The 25,230-nt window shown below is 60.0% G+C and carries 22 protein-coding genes; 9 read left to right on the top strand and 13 right to left on the bottom strand.

Annotated features, from left to right (window positions below):
* Positions 1-32: 32 nt before the first annotated feature.
* Positions 33-1,409, top strand: a complete 1,377-nt coding sequence (locus AC1RS8_RS04545) for a glutamine synthetase family protein (RefSeq protein WP_053163627.1) — start codon at positions 33-35, stop codon at positions 1,407-1,409.
* Positions 1,410-1,688: 279 nt separating this feature from the next.
* On the top strand, positions 1,689-2,321 hold the full coding sequence (locus AC1RS8_RS04540; RefSeq protein ID WP_340312840.1) for a TetR/AcrR family transcriptional regulator: 633 nt from the start codon (positions 1,689-1,691) through the stop codon (positions 2,319-2,321).
* A gap of 193 nt (positions 2,322-2,514) precedes the next feature.
* On the opposite strand, the gene AC1RS8_RS04535 is transcribed toward AC1RS8_RS04540, so the two are convergent.
* From AC1RS8_RS04535 to AC1RS8_RS04495, 9 genes are all read right to left on the bottom strand, one after another.
* The gene (locus AC1RS8_RS04535; protein ID WP_007967989.1) at positions 2,515-2,730 is read right to left on the bottom strand and encodes a TOBE domain-containing protein; all 216 of its coding nucleotides are present in this window, start codon (positions 2,728-2,730) and stop codon (positions 2,515-2,517) included.
* Positions 2,731-2,763: 33 nt separating this feature from the next.
* Positions 2,764-3,570: an aliphatic sulfonates ABC transporter ATP-binding protein gene (gene ssuB / locus AC1RS8_RS04530; RefSeq protein WP_340312839.1), complete on the bottom strand. Its 807-nt coding sequence runs from the start codon at positions 3,568-3,570 to the stop codon at positions 2,764-2,766.
* Positions 3,567-4,349, bottom strand: coding sequence for an aliphatic sulfonate ABC transporter permease SsuC (gene ssuC, locus AC1RS8_RS04525; RefSeq protein WP_090452039.1), 783 nt, complete (start codon positions 4,347-4,349; stop codon positions 3,567-3,569). The genes ssuB and ssuC overlap by 4 nt, the downstream gene beginning before the upstream one ends.
* A gap of 9 nt (positions 4,350-4,358) precedes the next feature.
* Complete coding sequence (gene ssuD, locus AC1RS8_RS04520; RefSeq protein ID WP_090452041.1) at positions 4,359-5,507, bottom strand: FMNH2-dependent alkanesulfonate monooxygenase; 1,149 nt, start codon at positions 5,505-5,507, stop codon at positions 4,359-4,361.
* Positions 5,508-5,532: 25 nt separating this feature from the next.
* On the bottom strand, positions 5,533-6,498 hold the full coding sequence (locus tag AC1RS8_RS04515) for a sulfonate ABC transporter substrate-binding protein (protein ID WP_489339420.1): 966 nt from the start codon (positions 6,496-6,498) through the stop codon (positions 5,533-5,535).
* Between the two features lie 89 nt (positions 6,499-6,587).
* Positions 6,588-7,181 carry an NADPH-dependent FMN reductase gene (gene ssuE, locus AC1RS8_RS04510; protein WP_007993145.1) on the bottom strand — a complete coding sequence of 198 codons (594 nt, stop codon included), beginning with the start codon at positions 7,179-7,181 and terminating at the stop codon, positions 6,588-6,590.
* Between the two features lie 333 nt (positions 7,182-7,514).
* Positions 7,515-8,153, bottom strand: coding sequence for a peroxiredoxin (locus AC1RS8_RS04505; protein WP_057712843.1), 639 nt, complete (start codon positions 8,151-8,153; stop codon positions 7,515-7,517).
* A 293-nt stretch (positions 8,154-8,446) separates the two neighbouring features.
* Positions 8,447-9,787, bottom strand: a complete 1,341-nt coding sequence (locus AC1RS8_RS04500) for an OprD family porin (RefSeq protein WP_154860928.1) — start codon at positions 9,785-9,787, stop codon at positions 8,447-8,449.
* A 412-nt stretch (positions 9,788-10,199) separates the two neighbouring features.
* Positions 10,200-11,531 carry an OprD family porin gene (locus tag AC1RS8_RS04495; RefSeq protein WP_489339421.1) on the bottom strand — a complete coding sequence of 444 codons (1,332 nt, stop codon included), beginning with the start codon at positions 11,529-11,531 and terminating at the stop codon, positions 10,200-10,202.
* 362 nt (positions 11,532-11,893) lie between these two features.
* On the opposite strand from AC1RS8_RS04495, the gene tauA reads away from it, so the two are divergent.
* Positions 11,894-12,883, top strand: a complete 990-nt coding sequence (tauA, locus tag AC1RS8_RS04490) for a taurine ABC transporter substrate-binding protein (protein WP_090452050.1) — start codon at positions 11,894-11,896, stop codon at positions 12,881-12,883.
* A gap of 127 nt (positions 12,884-13,010) precedes the next feature.
* Here the strand turns inward: tauA and argA are convergent, their stop codons facing one another.
* Both argA and argE read right to left on the bottom strand, forming a co-directional pair.
* Positions 13,011-14,309: an amino-acid N-acetyltransferase gene (argA, locus tag AC1RS8_RS04485; protein ID WP_218494662.1), complete on the bottom strand. Its 1,299-nt coding sequence runs from the start codon at positions 14,307-14,309 to the stop codon at positions 13,011-13,013.
* 245 nt (positions 14,310-14,554) lie between these two features.
* Positions 14,555-15,703 carry an acetylornithine deacetylase gene (argE, locus tag AC1RS8_RS04480; RefSeq protein WP_489339422.1) on the bottom strand — a complete coding sequence of 383 codons (1,149 nt, stop codon included), beginning with the start codon at positions 15,701-15,703 and terminating at the stop codon, positions 14,555-14,557.
* A gap of 157 nt (positions 15,704-15,860) precedes the next feature.
* Between argE and AC1RS8_RS04475 the strand changes: the two genes are divergently transcribed.
* Positions 15,861-17,228, top strand: a complete 1,368-nt coding sequence (locus tag AC1RS8_RS04475) for a CYTH domain-containing protein (protein ID WP_090452052.1) — start codon at positions 15,861-15,863, stop codon at positions 17,226-17,228.
* Positions 17,229-17,325: 97 nt separating this feature from the next.
* On the opposite strand, the gene AC1RS8_RS04470 is transcribed toward AC1RS8_RS04475, so the two are convergent.
* The gene (locus AC1RS8_RS04470; RefSeq protein WP_007978926.1) at positions 17,326-17,790 is read right to left on the bottom strand and encodes an Lrp/AsnC family transcriptional regulator; all 465 of its coding nucleotides are present in this window, start codon (positions 17,788-17,790) and stop codon (positions 17,326-17,328) included.
* A 126-nt stretch (positions 17,791-17,916) separates the two neighbouring features.
* On the opposite strand from AC1RS8_RS04470, the gene AC1RS8_RS04465 reads away from it, so the two are divergent.
* The 5 genes from AC1RS8_RS04465 (at position 17,917) to AC1RS8_RS04445 (ending at position 21,979) form a co-directional block, all read left to right on the top strand.
* Complete coding sequence (locus AC1RS8_RS04465; RefSeq protein ID WP_150813747.1) at positions 17,917-18,255, top strand: ACT-like domain-containing protein; 339 nt, start codon at positions 17,917-17,919, stop codon at positions 18,253-18,255.
* 90 nt (positions 18,256-18,345) lie between these two features.
* Positions 18,346-20,130, top strand: coding sequence for a type IV pilus assembly ATPase TfpB (gene tfpB / locus AC1RS8_RS04460; RefSeq protein ID WP_057712834.1), 1,785 nt, complete (start codon positions 18,346-18,348; stop codon positions 20,128-20,130).
* Between the two features lie 84 nt (positions 20,131-20,214).
* Positions 20,215-21,135: an SPFH domain-containing protein gene (locus tag AC1RS8_RS04455; RefSeq protein ID WP_489339423.1), complete on the top strand. Its 921-nt coding sequence runs from the start codon at positions 20,215-20,217 to the stop codon at positions 21,133-21,135.
* Between the two features lie 8 nt (positions 21,136-21,143).
* Positions 21,144-21,593 (top strand): NfeD family protein, encoded by a 450-nt coding sequence (locus AC1RS8_RS04450; RefSeq protein ID WP_057712832.1) that lies wholly within the window; start codon positions 21,144-21,146, stop codon positions 21,591-21,593.
* 68 nt (positions 21,594-21,661) lie between these two features.
* Positions 21,662-21,979 (top strand): DUF2388 domain-containing protein, encoded by a 318-nt coding sequence (locus tag AC1RS8_RS04445; protein ID WP_057712831.1) that lies wholly within the window; start codon positions 21,662-21,664, stop codon positions 21,977-21,979.
* A 194-nt stretch (positions 21,980-22,173) separates the two neighbouring features.
* On the opposite strand, the gene gcvP is transcribed toward AC1RS8_RS04445, so the two are convergent.
* Positions 22,174-25,047 (bottom strand): aminomethyl-transferring glycine dehydrogenase, encoded by a 2,874-nt coding sequence (gene gcvP, locus AC1RS8_RS04440; RefSeq protein WP_489339424.1) that lies wholly within the window; start codon positions 25,045-25,047, stop codon positions 22,174-22,176.
* Positions 25,048-25,230: the final 183 nt, after the last annotated feature.

Below are 25,230 nucleotides of genomic sequence, written 5' to 3'. Positions count from 1 at the left end.
ATTGATATTTTTAACAACAAAGGTGTTGCATCATGTCGGTACCCCCGCGTGCCGTTCAGCTTAACGAAGCGAACGCGTTCCTTAAGGAACATCCTGAGGTTCTGTACGTTGACCTTCTGATTGCGGATATGAATGGTGTGGTGCGCGGCAAGCGCATCGAACGCACCAGCCTCCACAAGGTTTACGAGAAAGGCATCAACCTGCCGGCCTCTCTATTTGCTCTGGATATCAATGGCTCGACGGTGGAAAGCACCGGCCTGGGCCTGGACATCGGCGATGCTGACCGAATCTGCTATCCAATCCCCGATACCCTATGCAACGAGCCATGGCAGAAGCGCCCGACCGCGCAACTGTTGATGACCATGCACGAACTCGAAGGCGAACCATTCTTCGCCGACCCGCGTGAAGTGCTGGCCAATGTGGTGCGCAAGTTCGACGAAATGGGCCTGACCATCTGCGCCGCGTTCGAACTGGAGTTCTACCTGATCGACCAGGAGAACGTGAACGGTCGTCCGCAACCGCCGCGCTCGCCGGTTTCCGGCAAACGTCCGCACTCGACTCAGGTCTACCTGATCGACGACCTCGACGAATACGTCGACTGCCTCCAGGACATTCTGGAGGGTGCCAAAGAGCAAGGCATTCCGGCCGACGCCATCGTCAAGGAAAGTGCCCCGGCGCAGTTCGAAGTCAACCTGCACCACGTGGCTGACCCGATCAAGGCCTGCGACTACGCGGTCCTGCTCAAGCGCCTGATCAAGAACATCGCCTACGACCATGAAATGGACACCACCTTCATGGCCAAGCCTTACCCAGGCCAGGCGGGTAATGGTCTGCACGTCCACATCTCGATTCTCGACAAAGACGGCAAGAACATTTTTGCCAGTGAGGATCCCGAGCAGAACGCCGCACTGCGTCACGCGATCGGCGGTGTGCTCGAGACCCTACCGGCGCAGATGGCTTTCCTCTGCCCGAACGTCAACTCCTACCGTCGTTTCGGCGCACAGTTCTACGTGCCGAACTCGCCGTGCTGGGGCCTGGATAACCGCACCGTGGCGATTCGCGTACCGACCGGCTCCGCCGACGCCGTGCGCATCGAACATCGTGTAGCCGGCGCCGATGCCAACCCGTACCTGCTGATGGCTTCGGTCCTGGCAGGCGTGCACCACGGCCTGACCAACAAAATCGAGCCTGGCGCCCCGGTCGAAGGCAACAGCTACGAGCAGAACGAGCAGAGCCTGCCGAACAACCTGCGCGATGCACTGCGCGAGCTGGACGACAGCGAAGTCATGGCCAAGTACATCGATCCGAAATACATCGATATCTTCGTGGCCTGTAAAGAGAGCGAGCTGGAGGAGTTCGAACACTCCATCTCCGACCTCGAGTACAACTGGTACCTGCATACCGTGTAAGCGGTTGCAGTAGTGAAGAAACGCCGCCGGCCTCACAGCCTGCGGCGTTTTTTTATGGCCAACACCGCCTCCTGTGGCGAGGGGGCTTGTCGGGACGCCGCACCGCCCCGTTGGGCTGTACAGCAGCCCCAAAAAATGCACCCTCATGTGTATCAGACATACCGAGATTACCGGGTTTGGGAGTGCTTCGCCCTCCAACGGGGGCAAGCCCCCTCGCCACAGGGTATGGATCATCCTCGCGCTCTGCGTACAATGCCCGCAGCCCCGCAGGAGACTCCAATGACACGCGTAGCCACCCCCCGCAAACCCCGCGCACGCAGCCAGGCCCGGATCGATTCGATACTCGATGCGGCCCGCACGCTGCTGGCTGCCGAGGGCGTGGCCAGCCTGTCGATCTACAGCGTCGCCGAGCGCGCGGAGATTCCGCCCTCCTCGGTCTACCACTTCTTCGCCAGCGTGCCGGCGTTGCTCGAAGCCTTGACCGCCGACGTCCATGCGGCCTTCCGCGCCTGCCTGCAAGCCCCTATCGACCACCACGCCTTGAATGGCTGGCGCGATCTGTCGCGACTGGTGGAACAACGCATGCTCGACATCTATGCAGAGGACGCCGCCGCCCGCCAACTCATTCTGGCCCAGCACGGCCTGACCGAAGTCACCCAGGCCGACCGCCAGCACGACATCGAACTGGGCGACCTGATGCACAAGCTGTTCGACCATCACTTCGAACTGCCGACCTTGCCGAGTGATGTCGATGTGTTCGCCCTGGCCATGGAGCTGGGCGACCGGGTGTATGCGCGCTCGGTACAGCAGCACGGGCAGATTACGCCGCGCATGGCCGAGGAAGGGATGCGGGTGTTTGATGCTTATGTGGGGTTGTATTTGCCACCGTATATGCCCAAGCGGAACCTCTAGTGCGCTCACTGACCTCATCGCGAGCAAGCTCGCTCCCACAAGGATCTTCAGTGAATTCAGATTCTGTGAACGACAAATAATCCTGTGGGAGCGAGCTTGCTCGCGATGGCCGCACCACTCAGTTCAAGACAAACACACATGAAAAAACCCCGAAGGGCTCAAACCCTTCGGGGTTGTTGTTTACGCATGTGGCTTACAACTTGGCGATCGACACCTCGGTGGATTTCACAAACGCGATCACTTCACTGCCGACCGCCAGTTCCAGCTCTTTCACCGAGCGTGTGGTGATCACCGAAGTGACAATGCCAGACGCGGTCTGCACGTCGATTTCCGACAGCACGTCGCCGAGGACGATTTCCTTGATGGAGCCTTTGAACTGGTTGCGAACGTTGATGGCCTTGATAGTCATGATGTTGATTCCTGTCGTTGGGTAAGACTTGAGTTATTGAGCCCAGCGCAATTGCGTAGGCAAGGGTGAAACAGGTTCCGGTTCCGGCGGTTGGCCGGGCAGCGCCAGCACGCGATTGAGGACTTCGGTTTCCAGTGCCGCCAGCCGATGGGAGCCACGAACCCGAGGGCGCGGCAGTTCCACGTGCAGGTCGAGGCCGACTGCGCCGTCTTCGATCAGGATCACCCGATCGGCAATCGCCACGGCTTCACTGACGTCATGGGTCACCAGCAACACCGTGAAACCGTGCTGCTGCCAGAGCCGTTCAATCAGTTGCTGCATTTCAATTCGGGTCAGGGCATCCAGCGCCCCCAAGGGCTCGTCGAGCAGCAGCAGGCGCGGCTGATGAATCAACGCACGGGCCAACGCCACGCGTTGCTTCTGTCCACCGGACAGCGCTGCCGGCCACTCGTGGGCGCGATCGGCCAGGCCCACCGCTTCCAAAGCTGCAAGCGCTTGCGGCCGCCAGTTGCCCTTGAGGCCCAGACCGACGTTGTCGATGATCTTTTTCCAGGGCAGCAAACGCGCTTCCTGGAACATCAGCCGCGTGTCTTCCCGCGCGTCGCTCAATGGCGCGGCACCGGCGAGCAACTCACCGCCGGTTGGTTGATCAAGACCGGCGAGCAAGCGCAGCAAGGTACTTTTGCCGCAGCCACTGCGACCGACCACGGCAACAAACTGGCCCGCCGGAATGTGCAGGTCGATCTCGCGCAGCACCTGCCGCGAGCCGAAGGTTTTTTGCAGCTTGCGCACCGCCAGCGGAATGCCGCGCAGCAGGCGTGGAGGTTGCTCCGCAATCATGCCGCACCTCCCTTGGCAACCTGATAGGCCGGGTGCCAGCGCAGCCAGACACGCTCAAGTCCACGGGCCGCGAGGTCGGCCAGTTTGCCGAGCACCGCGTACATCAGGATCGCCAGCACCACCACGTCGGTCTGCAAGAACTCCCGGGCGTTCATGGCCAGATAGCCGATGCCGGAACTCGCGGAAATGGTTTCCGCCACGATCAACGTCAGCCACATGAAGCCCAGGGCGAAGCGCACGCCGACCAGAATCGAAGGCAGCGCCCCCGGCAGAATCACCTGCCAGAACAGGCTGAAACCGCTCAGGCCATAGCTACGCGCCATCTCCACCAACGCCGGGTCGACGTTGCGGATGCCGTGATAGGTGTTGAGGTAGATCGGGAACAACGTGCCCAGCGCCACCAGGAAAATCTTCGCCGACTCGTCGATGCCGAACCACAGGATCACCAGTGGAATCAGCGCCAGGTGCGGCACATTGCGGATCATCTGCACCGAACTGTCGAGCAGGCGTTCGCCCCACTTCGACAGGCCGGTGATGAAGCCGAGCGTCAGGCCGATACCACCACCGATGGTGAAGCCCAGCGCGGCACGCCAGCCACTGATCGCCAGGTGTGTCCAGATTTCGCCACTGCGCACCAGACTTACACCGGCCTCGATGACGGCGATGGGTGCCGGCAGGATCCGTGTCGACAACCAACCCGCCGACACACTCAATTGCCATACCGCCAGCAGCAACACCGGCAACGCCCAGGGCGCCAGGCTGTGGATGATTTTCTTCATGACCGCGCCTCAGCTCTGGGACGCGGCTTTGGGAAGAATGTCGTTGGCGACCATCTCGCCGAACGGGCTGACGTAACCGGCGCTCTTCGGTAGTTCAGGACGCTCGACATCGAGGTGCGGGAACAGCAACTCAGCCACCCGGTACGACTCTTCAAGGTGTGGATAACCGGAGAAGATGAAGGTATCGATGCCCAGGTCCGCGTACTCCTTAACGCGGGCAGCCACGGTCGGGCCATCGCCCACCAGCGCCGTACCGGCACCGCCGCGCACCAGACCGACGCCGGCCCACAGGTTAGGGCTGACCTCCAGGTTGTCGCGGTTGCCACCGTGCAATGCGGCCATGCGTTGCTGACCGACCGAATCGAAACGCGCCAGCGAAGCCTGGGCACGAGCGATGGTCTCGTCGTCGAGATGGGAGATCAGCCGATCCGCGGCTTTCCAGGCTTCATCGTTGGTTTCGCGCACGATCACATGCAGACGAATGCCGAAGCGCACGGTGCGTCCGAGCTTGGCGGCCTTGGCTCGGACCTGTTCGATTTTTTCCGCGACGGCGGCCGGTGGCTCGCCCCAGGTCAGGACCATTTCCACCTGTTCGGCGGCCAGGTCTTGTGCGGCTTCAGAGGAGCCGCCGAAGTACAGCGGCGGACGCGGCTGCTGGATCGGCGGATAGAGTAACTTCGCGCCCTTCACGCTGATGTGCTGGCCGTCGTAATCGACGGTTTCACCTTCCAGTACCCGGCGCCAGATGCGGGTGAATTCCACCGAGGCCTGATAGCGTTCTTCGTGGCTGAGGAACAGACCATCGCCCGCCAACTCTTCCGGGTCACCGCCCGTCACCAGGTTGAACAGCGCACGACCGCCGGACAGTCGATCCAGGGTCGCGGCCTGACGCGCCGCCACCGTCGGGGAAATGATCCCGGGGCGCAGGGCGACAAGGAACTTCAAACGCTGGGTCACAGGAATCAGCGATGCCGCCACCAACCAAGAGTCTTCGCAGGAGCGTCCGGTCGGAATCAGTACCCCGCCAAAACCCAGGCGGTCAGCGGCTTGCGCGACTTGTTGCAGGTAACCGTGATCAACGGCGCGGGCGCCTTCGGCGGTGCCAAGGTAATGGCCGTCGCCGTGGGTAGGCAGGAACCAGAAAATATTGAGGCTCATGGAGTGGTCTCCTTGGGGAATCGATTTATTGGGCTTTGGCAACGGCGGCCGGCGGCGTCCAGATCACGTCTTTGATGCTCAACGGATTGGGAATCAACTTGAGCTGGTAGAAGCTGTCGGCAATTTTCTGCTGCGCCGCGACCACTTCCGGAGTCAGGAACAACGCGCCATAGCCCTGGCGTTTCACCGAGGTCAGGGTGATGTCGGCTGGCAGGCCGAGCAGCGGTGAAACCTGTTGGGTCACCTCTTGCGGGTTAGCCTTGGACCACTCGCCCACCGCGCGCACTTCTTCCACCAAGGTCTTGATCACCTCGGGATTTTTCTGCGCATAAGGTTTGGTCGCCAGGTAGAACTGATGGTTGTCGACGATGCCCTGACCATCGCGCAGGGTGCGCGCTTGCAGCTGTTGTTCGGCGGCGGCCTGGTAGGGGTCCCAGATCACCCAGGCGTCGACACTGCCACGCTCGAACGCGGCGCGGGCATCGGCCGGCGGCAGGAATACGGTCTGGATGTCGGTGTATTTGAGGCCGGCGTCTTCCAGCGCACGCACCAGCAGGTAATGCACGTTGGAGCCTTTGTTGAGGACGACTTTCTTGCCCTTGAGGTCCGCCACCGATTTGATCGCCGAGTCCTTCGGCACCAGGATCGCCTCACTGTGCGGCGCTGGCGGTTCGTAGGCGACGTAGAGCAAATCAGCACCGGCCGCCTGGGCGAACACTGGCGGAGTTTCACCGGTGACACCGAAGTCGATGGAACCGACGTTTAGGCCTTCAAGCAGTTGCGGGCCACCGGGGAATTCCGTCCATTGCACGTCCACGCCTTGGGCGGCGAGGCGTTTTTCCAGGGTGCCTTTGGCTTTGAGCAGCACCAGGGTGCCGTATTTCTGATAGCCGATTCGTAAAGTCTCGGCCTGAGCTTGAGTAATGGCGCCGAAGGTGACAGCCGCAGCAAACAGAGCGACCAGACCACGACGCAAAATGACAGGGCGCATGGCGCTCTCCTTTTTGCAGTTGGGTTTTGGCTGCACCTGCTTGCCCGTTGGCGGGCGAGTAAGGCCAGTACTTCAATTTTCGGTGAGGCTTAAATGCTCCAGCGAGCACTCAACAAACGATCATTCAACAGGTTCGGATCGAGCGGCTTGGGCCGTCGCGCCATGGCGCTGAAAAACAGCTCAAGCGATTCATTCAGTCGTTGTTCCAGCTCCGGCGCCAACTGCGCCAGGGCGCTGCCTTCGCCGTAGGCGATCTGGCTGTCGACGGCAAAAATGCCTTGCAGCATTTCCTGGGCCTTCAATGCCGACAGCACCGGCTTGAGCGCGTAATCCACCGCCAGCATGTGGGCGATGCTGCCGCCAGTGGCCATTGGCAGAACCACCTTGTGGCTCAAGGCGCGTTCGGGCAGCAAATCCAGCACGACCTTCAATGCTCCGGAAAACGATGCCTTGTAAACCGGTGTGGCGATCAGCAGGCCATCGGCGTTTTCAATTTGTTGCAACAAGTCGATCACCTTGGGGCTGTCGAAGCGTGCGTGCAGCAAGTCCTCGGCCGGGAAGTCCCGTACCTGATAACTCACCACTTCCACGCCCTGCCCCTGTAACCAACGCTGGGAGCGATCCAGCAGCACCCCGGATCGAGAGCGCTGACTGGGACTGCCACCGAGTGAGACAACCAACATTCAGACGATTCCTTGCACGGTGTTGGCGATTCGCGGTTTGCGATCTCGCTTCGATGGAGTGACCTTAACAGTTGATTTATATATCCATAAATCATATTTATTCATTTGGTTATACCTTAAAGAAATATAGAAAACTGTTTCTTCCAGGCAAAAAAAACAGGCCGTCGAAACGGCCTGAAATCCCCTGCTTTGTGGATGCTGTTAACTGTGAAACCTGTGGTGTCTGACCCGACGCCTTCGCGAGCAAGCTCGCTCCCACAGGGGTACGCGGACAAATGTGGGAGCGGGCTTGCTCGCGATGGCGGCATCAGTTGCGCCAAAAATGCTGAAGACTTACCGGTTCGGCTGCGGCGTCAGGCGCAAGTAAGGCTTAACCGCTCGATAGCCCTTGGGAAAACGCTGTTTGATTTCATCCTCATCTTTAAGCGACGGCACGATCACCACCTCATCACCGTCCTGCCAGTTGGCCGGTGTGGCCACCTTGTAGTTGTCGGTGAGTTGCAGCGAGTCGATCACCCGCAGGATTTCATTGAAATTGCGGCCGGTGCTCGCCGGGTAGGTAATCGTCAGCCGGACCTTTTTCTTCGGGTCGATCACGAACAGACTGCGCACGGTCAGGGTGTCGTTGGCGTTGGGGTGGATCAGGTCGTAGAGGTCCGAGACTTTGCGGTCGGCGTCATCCAGGATCGGAAAGTTGACCACGGTGTCCTGGGTTTCGTTGATGTCCTCGATCCACCTGTGGTGCGACTCCACCGGGTCCACCGACAAAGCGATGGCCTTGACGCCGCGCGCTGCGAATTCATCCTTGAGCTTGGCGGTGAAGCCCAATTCAGTCGTGCACACCGGCGTGAAATCCGCTGGATGGGAAAACAGCACACCCCAACTATCGCCCAGCCACTGATGGAAACGAATGGTGCCGGCGCTGGAGTTCTGTTCGAAATCGGGGGCGATATCGCCAAGTCTGAGACCCATGGTGCTGCTCCTTGTGAGTGCTTGATGGGTTCAACTGTGCCTGTGTTTTTTATCTATTAAAAAGAATAAATATCGATTTATTTAGATCATAAAGAAATATTAAATATCTATTCACTGGACGTACCCCGCACAACCAGCCGAACATCGCCCCCAAGGTTCGAGAAGGCCTTGAGTTGCTGCAAAGAGGGAAGTTCAAGGCGGGATTACGGGGGTGAACCCGTCTTGAAAATGTAAAAGCCCCGCCTGGTGCAATACCGGGCGGGGCTTTTTTTGTCTCGGTTACGCGAGCGCTATTACAACAGCGGGATCGAGTAGCTGACGATCAGGCGGTTTTCGTCCTGCGAACGCGTGTTCGGCAGGTCGGTACGCCAGGTCGCGTTTTTCCACGCCAGGCCCAGGTTTTTCAGCGGACCTTCCTGAACGACGTAAGCCACGCTCAGATCGCGCTCCCACTCGGAAGCACCATTGGCCGCCTCGCCACCCTTGGCGTTAACGGTATCGATGTTGTCGCCGTGCAGGTAAACCAGACCCGCCGTCAGGCCAGGTACGCCAACCTTGGCGAAGTCATAGGAGTAGCGTGCTTGCCAGGTACGCTCGCCGGCACGGCCGAACTTCTGGATTTGCGCGTCGGTGATGGTGTAGTTCGACGAACCGTCGCCCTGGTTCAGCCAAGGGAAATCGCTGCTGCCGTTGCTGACCTGATAACCGCCACCGAAGGTGTGACCGGCAACGGTGTACAGGAACAGGCCGCTGTAAAGGTTGTTGTCGACCTTGCCTTTACCGTTTGGCGCGTTGTAGTTGCCAGTGGTGAAGTACAGCGGGTCGTGACCGTTGGCACCATCATCAGAGCTGTTGAAATAACGGAAATCCGACTTCAACACGCCAGGGCCGATTGCCCAGTTGTGCACCAGACCCAGGAAGTGTTGCTTGTAGAACTCTTCCAGGTTGCCGTAGTAGTACTGGGCCGTCAGGTCCTTGGTGATCTTGTAGTCGCCACCGGCATAGATGAACTTGTTGCTGTCGCGGAATTTGGTGCCGCGAGTGTTCGCGCCCGAAATCGACATCTGCTCATTGTTGCTGGAGTTACGGCCTTTAACGGCTTCGATCTGGCCACCAACCAGGGTCAGATCCTTGATGTCGCCGGACGTGATCTGGCCACCCTGCCAGGTTTGCGGCAGCAGACGACCATCGTTGGTCACGATCACCGGGTTTTTCGGCTGCAGGGTGCCCAGCTTCAATTCGGTCTGGGAAACCTTGGCTTTGGCCGTCAGGCCCAGGCTGGAGAAATCATCAACTGCCTCGCCGTTGGATTTGCTCGGGAAAACCGTGCCGCCGTAAGAGGTCGCCGTGGCGCCGTTGGTACCGCCGCCCGAATCCAGTTTCACGCCCAACAGGCCGATCGCATCGATGCCGAAGCCGACGGTGCCCTGGGTGTAACCGGAGATGAAACGCAGATCGAAGCCTTGGCCCCACTCTTCGTTTTTGTTGGCACCGGCTCCGTCACGGTAGTCGGTGTTGATGTAGAAGTTACGCAGCCCCAATGTTGCCTTGCTGTCTTCGATAAAACCCGCGGCGCTTGCCTGCTGGGTCAAAACCCCGACGGCCACAGCCATGGCCAAGGTGGACTTGTTCATGTTTCGCTCCTCTCGTTTCTAGTTCTGATGTTCCTGGTCCCGAATCGATTGCCCGGGATCCTGAATGCATAAATTCGCGGCAAACCGTCTAGGCCGGTCATTTGGCGGGCCGCAGGATACATGGCCTTAAAGCCAAAAAGAATTTTTTGATATTTTTTAATATCGCTTAGGAATATGACTTCCCACGACAGATCCGAGGTATCGGCGGCAAGGCCGATTCCTGCACCTGACCTATTATCGAGGGACGAAATCGCCAAATCCGGGCTCAGGGATGAGTGCCGGACAGGCGCACTTTAAGCGGGATATTTAAAAACTAAAAAGAATAATAAATAATCAGCAAAGATCATTATGGAATATTAAAAAACAGACAAAAAAAACCTCGCCAGCAGGCGAGGCTTTTTTACAAGGCTTGTTACAGGAAGCTGTAGGTGTAGTTGAAGATCAGACGAGTCTGGTCAACATCAGGGTTGTTGGAGACTTCACTGCCGCGGTAGACACCATTACGCAGCGTTACGCCGAAGCCTTTGAGAGCGCCCTGCTGGATGGTGTAGTCGATCCGCATGTCGCGTTCCCACTCGGAGCCATCAGGGCCGCTGCCGTTGGTAGCCTTGATGTTGTCGCCATGCAGGTAGGCGATCGAAGTTTTCAGGCCCGGCACGCCCAGTCCTGCGAAGTCATAGGAGTACTGACCGAAGGTGGTGTTTTCACCGGCACGAACAAATCCGTTGATCATGGAGTCGGTGAACAGGTAGAAGCTGGCGCCGCCGTTGCCTTCCGGACGGCCATTGCCATCAACCACGTTACCCTGGTTCAGGTAGACAAAACCGCCGTCATCGCTGACGCGCTGATGACCGAGCAGGAAGGCGTTGCCACCCAGGGTGTAGGTGAACATGGCGCTCCAGGTCTTGTTATCGACCTCGCCCGGGTTCTTGGCGAAACCGTTGTTGTTGTTGAAACGGAAACCCGGATCACCGTTCTTGCCGTCGGAGCTGCTGTCGAAGTAGCGAATATCAGTCTTGAAGGACTGTTTGGCGTCGATCGGAAACACGTGGATCAAGCCCAGGAAGTCCTGCTTGTAGTAATCCTTCAGATTCGAGTGGTAGTACTGCAGGGTCAGGTCCTTGGTGACCTTCCAGTCAGCACCACCGTAGTAGAACTTGTTGCTGTCCTCTGTGCCGCCAGCCACAGCCAGGCCGGTGGAGTTCGAAGAGGCGCGACCCGCCGAATGCTCCAACTGACCTGCGTTGAAGGTCACGTTGTCGATTTCTTTCGAAGTGATGGTGCCACCGTCAAAGGTCTGTGGCAGCAGACGGCTGTCATTCGCGACCAGGATCGGCAAGTTGGGTGCCAGGGCGCCACCCAGGTGGGCTTCGGTCTTCGAGAAGCGCGCCTTGACGTTAGCGGCTGCACGGCTCCATTCGGACACGGCCGAACCATCGCTGTCGCTTGGGAAGAAGGTGTTGTTGTCCGGGTGGTGACCCTTGCCGCCGTCCAGGTGGATACCCAGCAGTGCCTGGGCGTCGATACCGAAACCGACAGTGCCTTGGGTGAAACCGGACAGATAATCGAATTTCAGGCCTTCTGCGGACTCTTTCTGATCCGCACCGCCTTCACGGTTATCGTTGTTGTAATACATGGTCCGGGAACTGATGGACGCCTTGCTGTCTTCCAGGAAACCTGCGGCGCCTGCCTGCTGCGCCAAAACCCCTACGGCCACGGCCAAAGCCAAGGTGGACTTGTTCATTGTGTAGCTCCTCTCGATTCTAGTTCTTGTATTCCTGGTCTCGAGTCGTCGCCCGAAATCCTAAGATGCGCGATTAGCGCCAGACCGTGACCCACAAGTCAATCGTAACTATGTGTGTCTACGACCTTTGTCTAACCCCCGATTTTTTGGTCCCTGCCGGGTCATGAATTCGTCATGAACCTGAAAAGAATTACCCGATTCTTTTCTAATACCGTTTAGGAATTTAGCGCTCAATTTTCAGCCCCCCCAGAACAAAGGGTTCGGCTCATAAGCTAATTCCTAAACGGTATTTATTTTTGCTTTTTTAGATCGATTAGTTTCTGTCGCAATCCGGAAACAAATCCTTACCGAAAGGCAGCCCCATGACGATCAAGCGCGCACTATCCAGACCAATTGTTACAGTTTGTGTATCTCTCGCATTTTCTTTCACCGCCCAGGCGGCGAACCTCACCGTCGGTTATCAAACCGGAATCGACCCCAGCAAAGTCCCCCAGGCCGATGGCCTTTATGAAAAAACCATCGGCCAGCCCATCGACTGGCGACGCTTCAACAGCGGCCCGGAAGTGGTCACGGCGATTGCCTCCGGCGATGTACAAATCGGCAATCTCGGCTCCAGTCCGCTGGCCGCTGCCGCTTCGCGCAACCTGCCGATTGTCGCGTTCATCGTCTCGGCGCAGATCAATGCCGCCGAAGCGCTGGTGGTGCGCAATGGCAGCGGCATCGAAAAACCACAAGATCTGATCGGAAAGACCATCGCCACGCCTTTCGTTTCAACCTCCCACTACAGCCTGCTTGGTGCGCTGAAGCACTGGGGCCTGGACAGTTCGAAAGTCAAAGTGGTGAACCTGCAGCCGGCGGAAATCGCGGCAGCCTGGAAGCGGGGAGATATTGATGGCGCGTTTGTCTGGTCGCCCGCCCTGGGGGAAATCCGCAAGAGTGGCAAGACCCTGACCGACGCTGCACAGGTAGGCCAATGGGGAGCACCCACCTTCGAGGTCTGGGTGGCACGCAAGGATTACGCCGAGAAGCACCCGGAGGTGGTGGCCAGATTCGCCAAGGTCACCCTCGACGCCTTTGCTGATTACGCGGCGCATAAAGCCAGCTGGACTGCCGACTCGGTACCGGTGCAGAAAATCGCCAAACTGACCGGTGCCAATGCCGCCGATGTGCCGGAGTTATTGGCCGGTTCCGCATTCCCGGATGCCAAGGCGCAACAGAGCGCCGCGCTGCTGGACGGCGGCACGGCCAAGGCCATTGGCGAAACGGCGAAATTCTTGAAGGAACAAGGGAAGGTGGAGACGGTGCTGCCGGATTACTCGCCGTATGTCAGCGCGAAGTTTGTCGCCGAGTAACACCACCGACCTCTGTAGGAGCGAGCCTGCTCGCGAAAAACCCAAGGACGCCACTGGGCATCTGGTTTACGCGTTATCGTTCACGATTTTCGCGAGCGAGCTCGCTCCTACAAGGACAGTATCCTGATCAAAGGGCTTTTTCGAAGATCTTCGAATTACGCTGATAGTTGTACAGCGACGCTCGCGCCGACGGCAGACGGTCAACGCTACTCGGTACAAAACCACGCTCGCGGAACCAGTGAGCGGTGCGAGTAGTAAGGACGAATAATGTCTTCAAACCCTGAGCCCGGGCGCGGGTCTCGATGCGCTCCAGCAACTCATCACCGCGACCGCCATGGCGATACTCCGGATTCACCGCCAGGCACGCCAGTTCACCGGCATCCGAATCGGCAATCTGATACAGCGCCGCACAGGCGATGATCATGCCTTCGCGCTCGACCACACTGAACTGTTCGATCTCGCGCTCCAGCACCTCGCGGGAACGGCGCACCAGGATGCCCTGCTCTTCCAGCGGGCTGATCAAATCCAGCAAACCACCGACGTCTTCAATGGCCGCTTCGCGTACGACTTCGAACTGCTCCTGGGCCACCAGCGTACCGCCACCGTCGCGGGTGAACAGCTCGGTCAGCAGTGCACCGTCTTCGGCATAACTGACGATATGGCTGCGGGCCACGCCGCCACGGCAAGCTTCGGCCGCTGCATCGAGCAATTCTGCCTGATAGTTACTGCCCAACCGTTGCAGATGCGCCGGCACCTGCTGCGGACGCAGTTCACGCACCAGGCGCCCGTGTTCGTCGATCAGGCCCAGGTCGGCGCCGAACAGCAGCAGCTTGTCCGCGCCCAGGTCGATGGCCGCGCGGGTGGCGACGTCTTCGCAGGCCAGGTTGAAAGTCTCCCCGGTCGGCGAATAGCCCAGCGGCGACAACAGCACGATGGAACGCTCGTCCAGCAGACGGTTGATGCCCTTGCGGTCGACCCGGCGCACTTCGCCGGTGTGGTGATAGTCGACGCCTTCAAGCACGCCGATCGGTCGTGCCGTCACCAGGTTGCCGCTGGCCACCCGCAGGCGCGAACCCTGCATCGGCGACGAAGCCATGTCCATCGACAGGCGAGCCTCAATGGCAATGCGTAACTGGCCAACCGCGTCGATCACGCACTCCAGGGTCGCGGCATCGGTGATGCGCATCCCGTGGTGGTAATGCGGGGTCAGGCCACGGGCCGCGAGGCGCGCTTCGATTTGCGGGCGGGAACCGTGAACCAGCACCAGACGCACGCCCAGGCTGTGCAACAGCACCAGGTCGTGGACGATATTGCCGAAATTCGGGTGTTCAACGCCGTCGCCGGGCAGCATGACGACAAAGGTGCAATCGCGGTGGGCGTTGATGTAAGGCGAAGCGTGACGAAGCCAATTGACGTATTCGGGCATGAACCTGGGCCTGTAATAAATAGCAGCCGAAAAAAGGGCGAAACTGAAAACGCACAGCGGGCTGATGGTTATCGTCGGAACAGGCTTGGCGACACGCGCGCTCTCCTCATGAATACGGGTTGGGACATCGGCAATTTAACTGCAAAACCCTGTAGGAGCGAGCTTGCTCGCGATGGATATGAGGACGCCGCGTTCATCCAGGCAGCCCTCGTCATCGTTAACGTCCATCGCGAGCAGGCTCGCTCCTACACGGGTGTCAGGCAATAGTGTTCGATCAGTTGCCTTAATAGATGCACCGTAGGCTGCAAACGTGACATTTCGAGGTATTCCCCCGGCTGATGGGCGCAGGCGATATCACCCGGGCCAAGCACCAGCGTTTCACAGCCAAGACGCTGAAGATAAGGTGCTTCGGTGCCGAACGCCACTGCTTCGGAGCTGTGACCGGTGAGCTTTTCGGCAATGCGCACCAACTCTGCGTCCTCGGCCTGTTCGAACGGCGGCACTTCAGGGAACAACGGCGCGTAATCGATCTTGACCTGATGCCGCTCGGCAACCGGCTTGAGCTTCTGCAGGATCTCGGCGCGCAGGACCTTGGGGTCCATGCCAGGCAGCGGCCGCAAATCGAATTCCAGCGAACACTGGCCGCAGATGCGGTTGGGGTTGTCGCCGCCATGGATGCAGCCGAAATTCATCGTTGGCGTCGGCACGCCAAACTGTGGATTGCGGAATTCGCGCTGCCATAACAAGCGCAGGCCACGCAGTTCACCGATGGCATCGTGCATGGCTTCCAGGGCGCTGTGGCCCAGGCGCGGGTCGGAGGAATGACCGCTCTGACCAAGGATGTCGATGCGCTCCATCATGATGCCCTTGTGCATGCGGATCGGCTTGAGCCCTGTCGGCTCGCCGATCACCGCCGCCCGCCCCAGCGGTCGCCCCGCTTCGGCCAGCGCGCGGGCACCGGACATCGAACTTTCTTCATCGCAAGTGGCGAGAATCAGCAACGGCTGTTTGAACGGCTGATCGAGCAGCGGTATGACCGCCTCGATGGCCAGGGCGAAAAATCCCTTCATGTCGCAACTGCCCAGGCCGACCCAACGACCGTCGACTTCAGTGAGCTTCAGCGGATCGGTTTGCCACAGCGCACCGTCGAACGGCACGGTGTCGCTGTGCCCGGCCAGTACCAGGCCGCCGGGGCCGGAGCCGAAACTGGCCAGCAGGTTGAACTTGCCGGGGCTGACTTGCTGGATATCGCAGGTAAAACCCAGCTCACCGAGCCATGTCGCCAGCAGATCGATGACCGGGCGGTTGGTTTGATCGAGACTGGGTTGGGTGCAACTGACGGACGGTGCAGCGATCAACGCAGCGAATTGTTCTTTCATCGACGGCAATGGCATCGCTGACTCCCGGCACCTGAATTGAAGTCCATCATAGAACCAACCGATGACAGGAATAAACCGTCTCGGCGCGTACTAACCTTGAGTCCTGTACACTGCACGACCTTGGCAGCCACACATTCCCCCGGCTGCGCTCCCGATCCTGGATTTTCCGGCCATGCAGAAAGAAACCGAAATCAAACTCCGCGTCAGCCGCGAAACCCTCGCCGCACTGCGCGAGCACCCGTTACTGAAAAAACGCAACAAAAGTGGCTGGGAACGCCGTGAGTTGATGAATCAGTACTTCGACACGCCCGAGCGCGACCTGGCCCAGGCAAAAGTCGCCCTGCGCCTGCGCAAGGATGGCGAAGAAGTGATTCAGACCCTCAAGACCCGCGGCCAGAGCGTCGCCGGTCTGTCCGTTCGTAACGAATACGACTGGAACCTGCCCAAGGCCAAGCTCGACTTGAAGAAACTCGACGGCGAATGCTGGCCCGAGGAACTGGCCGAGCTGGACAAGAAGACCCTGAAGCCGATCTTCACCACCGATTTCGTCCGTGAACGCGCGGAAATCGCCTGGGGTCGCGGCAAGACCAAAGTGGTCATCGAAGCAGCGCTGGACTTGGGTCACGTCGTGGTCGGCAAGCAGAAAGAAGAAATCTGCGAGCTGGAACTGGAACTGCGCGAAGGCGAACCGGCAGCGCTGCTGGAACTGGCCGCCGAGCTGGCCGAGAAACTGGCCCTGATGCCATGCGATATCAGCAAGGCCGAGCGCGGTTATCGCCTGTACGACGCCCACAGCTATTCGTTGAGCCTGCCGGCACCGCAGATCACCGCTGAAACGCCGCTGGACGACGCGTTCGCCGCGCTGAGCTGGCATTTGCTGGGCAGCAGCCAGCGTCTGGCCGAGCAGTATCGCTTCAACGGTCACTGGCGCCTGTTGCAGGACTGGGTCGAATGCCTCGCGGAAATGCGCGCGCTGATCAGCAGCCTGGGCCAGGCCGCTCCGCGTCAGTCGACCCACGATCTGCGTATCGCCCTCGATGCCTTGCTGGAGGACTGGCGTCCGCTGGTACAAGCCGGCCTGGACGATGAAGACGTGCGCAAGGCCGCGCCCGAGCAGTTCCTCGAAGAACTCGAAGACCCGCGCTGGGGCCTGTTCTCCCTGACCACCTCGCGCTGGCTGCTGGCCCGCACCTGGGCCGCCGACCGCAACACCCGTGGCAATCGTCAGGGCGCTGCGCAACTGGGCAGCTGGTTGCCGCGCCTGCTGGGCGAAGAAGCCACTTCGTTGCAACTGCAACGTTACCAGCAACAACCGGAAGACCTGGCCGAGCAACTGCCGCGCATCGAACGCATCCAGGTCTGGCTGCACCATGCGCGCAACGTGCTGGAGATCCCGGAAATGGATCGCCTGTACGGCGAGTTGAACAAGCTGGCGCAACTGGCCAACGAGTCGATCACCGACGAAGTCCTGGATGCACGTAAGCAGCAGGCGATTGCGGTGTATCAGAACCGCGCCTGGAAAATGTTGCTGCGCCTGTAATACCGCCATCGCGAGCAAGCTCGCTCCCACAGGATTTATGCGGTCCTTGTGGGAGCGAGCTTGCTCGCGATGAGGCCGGCACAGTCACCGCAAAATTTCAGACCGGCAAACTGGTGGTCGACTTGATCTCCGACAACGCCACGATCGAATTGACCTCCTGAATCCCCGGCACCATCGACAGCTTCTCGAAGAAGAAGCGCTCGTACGCCTCGATGTCCGCCGTGACAATCCGCAGCAAGAAATCCACCGCCCCCATCAGCACGTAACACTCCAGCACCTCCGGAAAGCCGCGAATCGCCTCGGTGAATTCGGTGAAGTTCGAACGCCCGTGGGCATTGAGTTTCACCTCCGCGAAGATCTGCGTGTTCAGGCCAATTTTCTTGCGGTCGAGCAAGGTCACCTGGCCGCGAATGATGCCCTCCTCTTTCATCCGCTGAATCCGCCGCCAGCACGGCGATTGCGAGAGCCCCACCTGCTCGGCGATCTGTGCGCTGGAAAGCGAAGCGTCCTCTTGCAGCAAGGCGAGGATCTTGCGGTCGTAGCTGTCCAGTTCGCTATGCATAAAAAAACCCTTAACTGCGTAATAAGTGAATTGATTTATTCTTCATTCCTGCAATACAGCCAATCATAGAGAAGAAATACCCGGCACAGGATGTAAACATTTCTCCAATGATTCTGGAGCCTGACCATGCCGTATCTCGAAGCCGTGAACACCCCACCTGCCCGCGCCGATGTCTGGAACGTCGGCAACGCCCATTGCCGGGTTCGCTATCAAATGACGGCCGAGGCTGAACCGGACCTGCTGTGTCGCGCCCTCAATCTGTTCGCCCTGCAATTGCTCACGCCGGAGCAGGTCAGCGCGCAGCGCCAGGACGACTGGTTGACCATCGAAGTTGTCATCGACGGTTTGAGCTGGCACCGCGCGCAAGTGATTGCGGAAAAACTTCGCAACCTGATCAGCGTCTGCTCGGTGGAGCTGCAAGAAGCTGATGCCCCATGGACCGAAGCGGTTCAAGCGGCGGGCTGAAAAACTCCGAAACGGCTTTGTCGGGTAGTGGCCCAGCGGTCAGCCGAGCCACGGCTATTCTTTGCGCACTGTCGTTCAAAAGGAGCCCGCATGTCCGTACAAATCGCCCTTCAGGACCGCTGGCTGGATCTCAATGATCTGCTGCGCGAACTCGTCGCCCAGGGCTTTATCAGCCAGGATTCGGCCGAACACGCACTCAATGCCCGCCGCCGCAACGCCTCCCTTGGGCAGATGCATCCGCTGGAGTTCATTGCCAGCCAACAGCTGGACGATCTCAGCCGCCCCGGCAAACCGCTGGACCTCGAGAGCCTGACCCTGTGGCTGTCCCGGCAGGCCGGCCAGCCTTACCTGCGCATCGACCCACTGAAAATCAATGTCGCGGCCGTGACCCCGCTGATGTCCTATGCCTTCGCCCAGCGCCACAAGATCCTCGCGGTAGCGATCGACCGCGAGGCGGTAACCGTGGCCAGCGCCCAGCCTTATGTCAGCGGCTGGGAGGCTGACCTGACCCACGTGCTCAAATTGCCGATCAAGCGTGTGGTGGCCAACCCCGTGGACATCCAGCGCTTGAGCGTCGAATTCTTCCGCCTGGCCAAATCGGTCACCGGGGCGAACAGCGCCGACCCGCACGTCAGTACCCTCGGCAATTTCGAACAGCTGCTCAACCTCGGCGCCAGCGACCAGGAGCCGGACGCCAACGACGCACACATCGTCAATATCGTCGATTGGCTGTTCCAGTACGCGTTCCAGCAACGCGCCAGCGACATCCATATCGAGCCTCGGCGCGAGCAAGGCACGGTGCGCTTTCGCATCGACGGCGTGCTGCACAACGTCTATCAATTCCCGCCCCAGGTCACCATGGCCATCGTCAGTCGCCTGAAAACCCTGGGGCGCATGAACGTCGCGGAGAAACGCAAACCCCAGGACGGCCGGGTGAAAACCAAGACTCCGGACGGCGGTGAAGTCGAACTGCGTTTGTCGACACTGCCCACGGCCTTCGGCGAAAAAATGGTCATGCGGATCTTCGATCCGGAAGTATTGCTCAAGGACTTCGACCAGCTTGGTTTCTCCGCCGACGACCTGCGCCGCTGGCAAGACATGACCCGCCAGCCCCACGGCATCATCCTCGTCACCGGGCCGACGGGCTCGGGCAAGACCACCACCCTCTACACCACCCTGAAAAAACTGGCGACGCCGGAGGTCAACCTCTGCACCATCGAAGACCCGATTGAAATGGTCGAGCCGGCGTTCAACCAGATGCAGGTCCAGCACAACATCGACCTGACCTTCGCCGCCGGCGTGCGCGCGTTGATGCGGCAAGACCCGGACATCATCATGATCGGCGAGATCCGCGACCTCGAAACCGCGGAAATGGCGATCCAGGCGGCGCTCACCGGGCACCTGGTGCTGTCGACCCTGCACACCAACGACGCGCCCAGCGCCATCAGCCGTCTTCTGGAGCTCGGCGTGCCGCATTACCTGATCAAGGCCACAGTGCTTGGCGTCATGGCCCAGCGACTGGTGCGAACCCTGTGCCCGCACTGCAAGGCGCCGCTGACGCTGGGCGAAGACGACTGGCAAACCCTGACCCGTCCCTGGCAAGCACCGTTGCCGGCCAATGCCCAGCGTGCCATCGGTTGCGTGGAATGCCGCGACACCGGTTATCGCGGTCGCGCCGGGGTCTACGAAATCATGCAACTGAGCGATGGCATCAAGGCGTTGATCAGTCCCGACACCGATCTGCTGGCCGTGCGGCGCCAGGCATTCAAGGAGGGCATGCGCAGCCTGCGGTTGTCAGGAGCGCAAAAGGTCGCCGCCGGGCTGACGACTATCGAGGAGATTCTGCGCGTGACTCCCCAGAGCGAGCAGAACTGAGCCTGGCTGTACTGATCCGGCATCGGCACAGCTACACTTCAGCCATTGCAACTCCACAGATCCACACATCAACAAGGAATCGTTATGCAGATCGGTAGTGTGCTTTTGCTTTTTGTCGGCCTGGTGATCGCCATTCTGTTCATGGGTTTCAAGGTCGTGCCCCAAGGCTTTGAATGGACCGTCGAGCGTTTCGGTCGCTACACCAACACGCTCAAGCCGGGGCTGAACGTCATCATTCCGGTCATGGACCGCATCGGCCGCAAGATGAATGTGATGGAAAGCGTGCTGGATATTCCGCCACAGGAAGTCATCACCGCCGACAACGCCACGGTGCAAATCGACGCCGTGTGCTTCTTCCAGGTGGTCAACACCGCCCAGGCGGCCTACGAGGTCAACAACCTCGAACACGCCATCCGCAATCTGCTGCAAACCAACATCCGCACCGTGCTCGGCTCGATGGAGCTCGACGCCATGCTCAGCCAGCGTGACGGGATCAACGAAAAACTGCTGCGCACTGTCGACGAAGCGACCGCGCCTTGGGGCATCAAGATCACCCGGATCGAGATCAAGGACATCAGCCCGCCCGCCGACCTGATGGCGGCGATGTCGGGGCAGATGAAAGCCGAGCGAATCAAGCGTGCGCAGATCCTCGAGGCCGAGGGCCTGCGCGCCGCAGCGATCCTGACCGCCGAAGGCAAGAAGCAGGCGCAGATCCTCGAAGCCGAAGGCAGTCGCCAGGCCGCCTTCCTGGAAGCCGAAGCCCGCGAGCGGCAAGCCGCGGCAGAAGCCCAGGCGACCAAAGTGGTGTCCGAAGCCATCGCCAGCGGCAACGTGCAGGCGGTGAACTACTTCGTGGCGCAGAAGTACATCGATGCGCTGGGCAAGTTGTCCTCGGCCAACAACAGCAAGGTGATCCTGATGCCGCTGGAAGCCAGTTCGATGATCGGTGCGGTGGGCGGCATTGGCGAAATCGTCAAGGCCACTTTCGATAACAAGAAAGCCTGAGGCACGCCATGTGGGCATTTTTGCAGCACCTTTCATTCTGGGACTGGTTGGCGCTGGGCACGGTGCTGTTGATTCTCGAAGTGTTCGGCGCCGGCGGTTATCTGCTGTGGATCGGTATGGCCGCGGCAACCGTGGGCGTCTTGACCTTCCTGATGCCGGACCTGTCCTGGGAATGGCAGTTTCTGTTGTTCGGCCTGCTGTCGATCACCACCGCGTTGTACTGGTGGCGGCGTCAGCGCACGGCGATGCGTCCCAGTGATCAGCCGCACCTGAATCTGCGCGGCCAGGAACTCATCGGCAAAACCTTCGTGGTGCATGAAGCGATTGTCGACGGTCGCGGCAAGATCAAGGTGGCTGACGGCGTGTGGATGGCCCGCGGGCCGGACACAGCCACTGGCAGCCGCGTGCGGGTGGTCGGCCAGCAAGGCGCCATCCTGCTGGTCGAAGCGGCGGATTAAGCGACCACGGAACTCGATTGGGGGTTGGCAATCCAACCGCGTAGTCAACCCAGTGGAGTCACCCTGTCATGCGTTTCAAACTTGCTGTCGCTACCGTCGCGCTGTTGTCCCTGCCTGTCGGTTCGGCGATGGCCGATACTTTTTGGCGTAACGTTCTTACGTCCGGTGCAACCACCGGTTCGAGCTATCTGACATCCAAGGATAACAAGCTGGTCGTCGCGGCCCAGGACGATGCCAGCAGCTTCGTCGCCAGTGACGGCGGTATCCGCGGTCCGTACCTGGAAGCGGCCATGCAGAAGGTCCGCGCCGAAAACCCGGGCCTGCAAGCCACGGACATGGAACTGGCGAACGCGATCCTGGCGAAGAATGCCGTGGCTTCGGAGTAACCGTTGCGAACAAAAAATGCCGCTCAATTGAGCGGCATTTTTTTGCCTGGCGAACGCAAATCTCATGTTCACCGAGCCCCCCTGTGGGAGCGAGCTTGCTCGCGATAGCGGTGGATCAGTAAAAACTTCATTGACTGTCACACCGCAATCGCGAGCAAGCTCGCTCCCACAGGGGTTATGTACAACCTGGGAAGTCAGCGGTAATCATCCACCGGCACACACGCACAAAACAGGTTCCGGTCCCCATACACATTGTCCACCCGGTTCACCACCGGCCAGTATTTGTGAGCCTTGGTGTGCGCGTCCGGCGTGACCGCTTGCACGATGCTGTACGGTCGTTCCCACACGCCGGTGATATCGGCCAACGTATGCGGCGCACCTTTCAACGGGTTTTCTTCAGCCGGCCAATTACCGTTCTGCACCTCGTTGATTTCCGCGCGGATGCTCAGCATCGCCCCGATGAACCGGTCCAGCTCCGCCTTCGATTCACTTTCGGTCGGCTCGACCATCAGCGTCCCCGGCACGGGAAACGACATGGTCGGGGCATGGAAGCCGTAATCCATCAGACGCTTGGCCACGTCCTCCTCGGTAATGCCGGTCAACGCCTTGAGCGGTCGCAGGTCGAGGATGCATTCGTGGGCCACCCGCTCGTTGCGCCCGGTATAAAGCACCGGGAAAGCACCGGACAAATGCCGCGCCAGGTAATTCGCGGCCAGGATCGCCACTTCGCTGGCGTCCGCCAGTTGCGGCCCCATCATGGCGATGTACATCCAGCTGATCGGCAGAATGCTTGCGCTGCCCCAAGGCGCTGCGCTGACGGCGCCATTTTGCGGGTGCGGCCCGTCGATTGGTACCACCGGATGGTTGGCCACGAACGGCGCCAGATGAGCCCGAACACCAATCGGCCCCATGCCCGGCCCACCGCCACCATGGGGAATGCAGAAGGTCTTGTGCAGGTTCATGTGCGAGACATCGGCACCAATATCGGCCGGCCGCGCCAACCCCACCTGAGCGTTGAGGTTGGCGCCATCCATGTACACCTGCCCCCCGTGCTGGTGGATCACCTCACAGATTTCGCTGATGCCTTCCTCATACACCCCATGGGTCGAAGGATAGGTCGCCATCAGGCAGGCGAGTTTTTCGGCGGCCTGCGCGGCTTTTTCCTTGAGGTCATCCAGGTCGACGTTGCCCGCCTCGTCGCACTCGACGATCACCACGCGCATCCCGGCCATTTGCGCCGACGCGGGATTGGTGCCGTGAGCCGACGAAGGAATCAGGCAGATATCGCGGCCGCCCTGTTGCCGGCTCTCATGGTATTTGCGGATCGCCAGCAGCCCGGCGTATTCGCCCTGGGCACCGGAGTTGGGTTGCATGCAGATCGCGTCGAAACCGGTGATCGCGCACAACCAGCGCTCCAGTTCCTCGATCATCAGCCCATAACCGGCGGCCTGTTCCTTGGGCACGAACGGGTGCAGGTTGGCGAACTGCGGCCAGGTAATCGGGATCATCTCGCTGGTGGCGTTGAGCTTCATGGTGCAGGAGCCCAACGGGATCATCGATTGATTGAGCGCCAGGTCCTTGTTTTCCAGCTGCTTGAGGTAGCGCAGCATCTCGGTTTCGCTGTGATGGGCGCTGAACACGGGGTGACGCAGATAAGGTGAGGTTCGCGCCAGCCCCTGGGGAATTCCGCCAGGCAAGACTTCGGCATCCAGGTCGTCGATGCTGAGCCCGTGATCGGCCCCCAGGAACACGTCGAACAGCTTCGCCACGGTGCCTTCGTCGCAGGTCTCGTCGAGACTCAAGCCCAGTTGGCCGCGCCCGAGAATGCGCAGGTTGATCTGCGCAGCCCGGGCACTTTCGATGATGGCGGTCTGGGTTCCGCCGACTTCCAGCGTCAGGGTGTCGAAGAAGTGCCGGTTGACCCGGACGATACCGTTGCGCTCAAGCCCGGCGGCAAGGATGCAGGTCAGCCGATGAACCCGCTGGGCAATTCGCTTGAGCCCTTCGGGGCCGTGGTAGACCGCATAGAAACTGGCGATATTGGCCAGCAGCACCTGGGCCGTGCAGATGTTGGAGTTGGCCTTCTCCCGGCGAATGTGTTGCTCGCGGGTTTGCAGGGCCATGCGCAGGGCGGTGTTGCCCCGCGCATCTTTCGAAACACCGATGATCCGCCCGGGAATCGCGCGTTTGTATTCATCGCGGCTGGCAAAAAATGCCGCATGAGGCCCGCCGTAGCCCATGGGCACGCCAAATCGCTGGGACGAGCCGAACACCACATCGGCACCCAGTTCACCCGGCGGAGTCAACAACAACAGGCTCAGCAAATCCGTGGCGACACAGGCCAGAGCCTGTTGCGCGTGCAGGTGATCAATCAGCGGTCGCAGGTCGTGGATTTCACCGTGGGTGTCAGGGTATTGCAGCAGCGCGCCGAACACCTGGTGCCGCTTCAAGTTATCCACAGTGTCGACGATCAGATCGAAGCCGAAACCTTCAGCGCGGGTCTGCACCACGGAAATGGTTTGCGGGTGGCAGTTTTCGTCGACAAAGAACAGGTTGCTTTTGGACTTGGCGACCCGCTTGGCCAGGGCCATGGCCTCCGCCGCGGCGGTGGCTTCATCGAGCAGCGAGGCATTGGCCAGTTCCAGGCCGGTCAGGTCGATGGTCAGTTGCTGGAAGTTCAGCAGCGCTTCAAGTCGCCCTTGGGCGATCTCTGGCTGATAGGGGGTGTATGCGGTGTACCAGCCGGGATTTTCCAGCACATTACGCAGAATGACCGCCGGTGTGAGGGTGCCGTGGTAGCCCATGCCGATCAGGCTGGTCCAGACCTGGTTCTGCTCGGCATAACCGCGCAGCTTGGCCAGCGCGGCCTCTTCATCGAGTGCCGGGGGCAGGTCCAACGGTCGGTTGAGGCGGATGCCCGGCGGCACCGTCTGCTCGATCAAATCGACCCGACTGCCCAGGCCGAGGCTGTCGAGCATCGCCTGTTGCTCGGCGGCATCGGGCCCGAGGTGGCGGCGCAGAAAGGCATTGGGGTCGCGTAACTGGCTCAGGGACGGCAATTGGGACATGACGGGCTCTCTCTTGACTGGCGCTCAGCGTCGATGCAACACGGTCAAACCAGCATAGCAGCCACTCTGTAGGAGCGAGCTTGCTCGCGATGACCCCGAGCGCGCCGCGGGGTCTCAGGTTGCGGCGTTATCGTTAACGACCATCGCGAGCAAGCTCGCTCCTACAAGGGAAATTCGCCAGAC

It is taken from the genome of Pseudomonas sp. GW821-FHT12A04, assembly GCF_058807755.1.
Note: the sequence above shows the minus strand (reverse complement) of the source record. Positions and strands in the feature narration are given on the sequence as shown.